Below are 2,382 nucleotides of genomic sequence, written 5' to 3'. Positions count from 1 at the left end.
CTACTTCATTAAGTGCTTTGATCATTGGTAGGACCTCTGCTTTCTTTATTGCTGTGTTTATTGCTGGCTATGCGTTACTATTTTACCACATATAACCCTGTTTTACAAGTGCGGAATGCAAGTTTAATATTTAAATTATTCATTTTATTAGCATAACCAACAATTATATACTGCAATTGCCGCGATCTCTTAAAAAAGCTATTAAATCAACCGAGTCAGTAATCAGTTAGAGAGTGAGTAATGATTACTACCTATTGACTACTGTCTACTGATAATCTTACTTCAATTGCCCTGGCGTGAGCTGACAGGCCTTCGATTTCGGCCAGACGAATGATGTCTTGACCGTATTTGGCCAGGGCGGACCTATTGTAGGCAATGAGACTCGATCTTTTGATAAAATCATCTACCCCCAGGGGAGAGGCAAAGCGGGCGGTGCCTGAAGTGGGCAGGACGTGGCTTGGCCCGGCCATGTAATCGCCCACCGACTCCCCGGCTTCATTCCCGAGGAAAATGGCGCCGGCATTCTTGATCCCTCCCAGGAGTTCCCAGGGATTGGATACCTGAAGCTCCAGATGTTCAGGGGCGATACGGTTGACCAGTTCGCAGGCCTCCTTCAGGTCTCTGACGACAATAATAGCCCCCTGCTGAGCTAATGAAGTCCGGCAGGTATTAGCCCGGCGAAGGGTCTCGACTTGCCTCTCGATCTCTTTTTCTACCTTTTGGGCCGTTTCCAAAGATAAAGTAATCAAGATGCTTCGAGCTAATGGATCGTGTTCGGCCTGAGAGAGAAGATCAGCCGCAGCAAAAGCCGGATTGGCCAGGTCATCAGCTACGACCACGATCTCTGAGGGACCGGCCACCATATCAATATCAACCTGCCCGTAGACCTTGCTTTTGGCTAAGGCCACATAGATATTGCCCGGCCCCACAATCTTGTCCACCCTGGCTATAGTTTCGGTCCCATAGGCCAGGGCCGCAATGGCCTGAGCCCCGCCTGCCCGATAGATTTCATCAACCTGACTTAGCCGGGCAGCGGCCAGGATATAAGGATTAATTTTGCCTTCCTTATTGGGGGGTGAGGCCATAATTATCTTACCTGTGCCAGCCACTCTGGCCGGCAGAGCCGTCATCAGCACCGTAGATACAAGGGGAGCTGTCCCGCCCGGGATGTAAATCCCCACCCGATCTAAAGGCCGATAGATTTGGCCTAGGATAATCCCTTCCTCTTCCAGAGAGAGGTGAGAATTTCGGAGCTGGCCAGTATGAAACCTGGTGATATTATCCGCTGCCCTCTTGAGGGCTTGAAGATTTTCTGCCTCGACCTCTGCCAGGGCGCCATCTATTTCCTCCTGACTTACCTTTAGTTGGTCCACTGACAATTTTACTTGATCAAACCTTTCCGTATATTCCAAAAGCGCCTGATCGCCCTCTTTTCTTACCCGCCTCAAAATATCATCCACCCGGTGTCCGATCTCTTCATCCAGAAGGAGAGAATCAGCCCGATTCAGAAGTTCTTCTATAATTTTTTTATGAGCCGGCTCAAAGCTTTTTAATATTCGCATAAGATCCTCCGACTTGTTCCTCGTTTCGGCCTTATCCCAGACATCTGGTAGTCTGGTGTCTGGTAGTGCCTTGTCAAGCTTGCTTTAATGGGTTCGCCTTTTGTAAGGGTAACCCTTATGATTCTTATTTGGGTAATTATTTAACCCTTCGGCATAAAGACAAGCACTAACAGATAACTTCTATCTTGACAAGGCTGTAGGGGCACGTTGCAAGGTGCCCCTACAGTAAGGGCGATTCGCGAATCGTCCTTGCAAAAGGAGGTGGTAAAGGCGAATAATTATTCGCCCCTACTAAAGAGACTCTACCCATAAATACTAACGTGATAAGGCAGTAGTCTGGTTGACTGGTAGGCGGAACACCAGGCTACCAGACACCTGGTGGCCAGAGGGCTATAAATGGCCGAAATGATGATCAATGGCCATTATAACTTGCAGAAATGGTTTAGTCAAGTGAAAAAAAGACAGAAAGGAGACAGTTAGAATGGCCAGGTCGGAATAATTCTCCTTGACAACCAGTATGACGGCTGGTATAATTGGCCTAATTTATTAGTCCCGTTCGGCGAAAGTTTCTGGGTGGTTTCAGCAGGATTCAAGGGTCAGACGCCAGGAGTGGGGCAGACTCTCAGTGTCTAAACCCCTGACGCGCCGAGGAAGGTAACTACTCAAACTAAATTAAGCAGTTAGTTGGGAGATAAAGCAAAATTCCCTCTCCCTTGATGGGCTTATCCTTACCCACAAATTGGGTAAAAGGATGGGGTAAACAAGAGCCTGCCTTGATGAAAATCAAGGATAAACCACGAAGAGCACGAAGGACACGAAG

The 2,382-nt window shown here is 47.9% G+C and carries 1 protein-coding gene; it reads right to left on the bottom strand.

Annotated features, from left to right (window positions below; all coding sequences use genetic code 11):
• Positions 1-251 precede the first annotated feature (251 nt).
• The gene (gene hisD, locus AB1797_13925; protein MEW5768685.1) at positions 252-1,562 is read right to left on the bottom strand and encodes a histidinol dehydrogenase; all 1,311 of its coding nucleotides are present in this window, start codon (positions 1,560-1,562) and stop codon (positions 252-254) included.
• Positions 1,563-2,382: the final 820 nt, after the last annotated feature.

The sequence above is a fragment of the bacterium genome (assembly GCA_040753085.1).
Taxonomy (GTDB): domain Bacteria; phylum UBA9089; class JASEGY01; order JASEGY01; family JASEGY01; genus JASEGY01.
This window is presented reverse-complemented; position numbering and strand designations above follow the sequence as displayed.

Excerpts from the sequence above, each read along its gene's own strand:
- hisD (MEW5768685.1), bottom strand. The coding sequence starts at position 1,562 with ATGCGAATATTAAAAAGCTTTGAGCCGGCTCATAAAAAAATTATAGAA.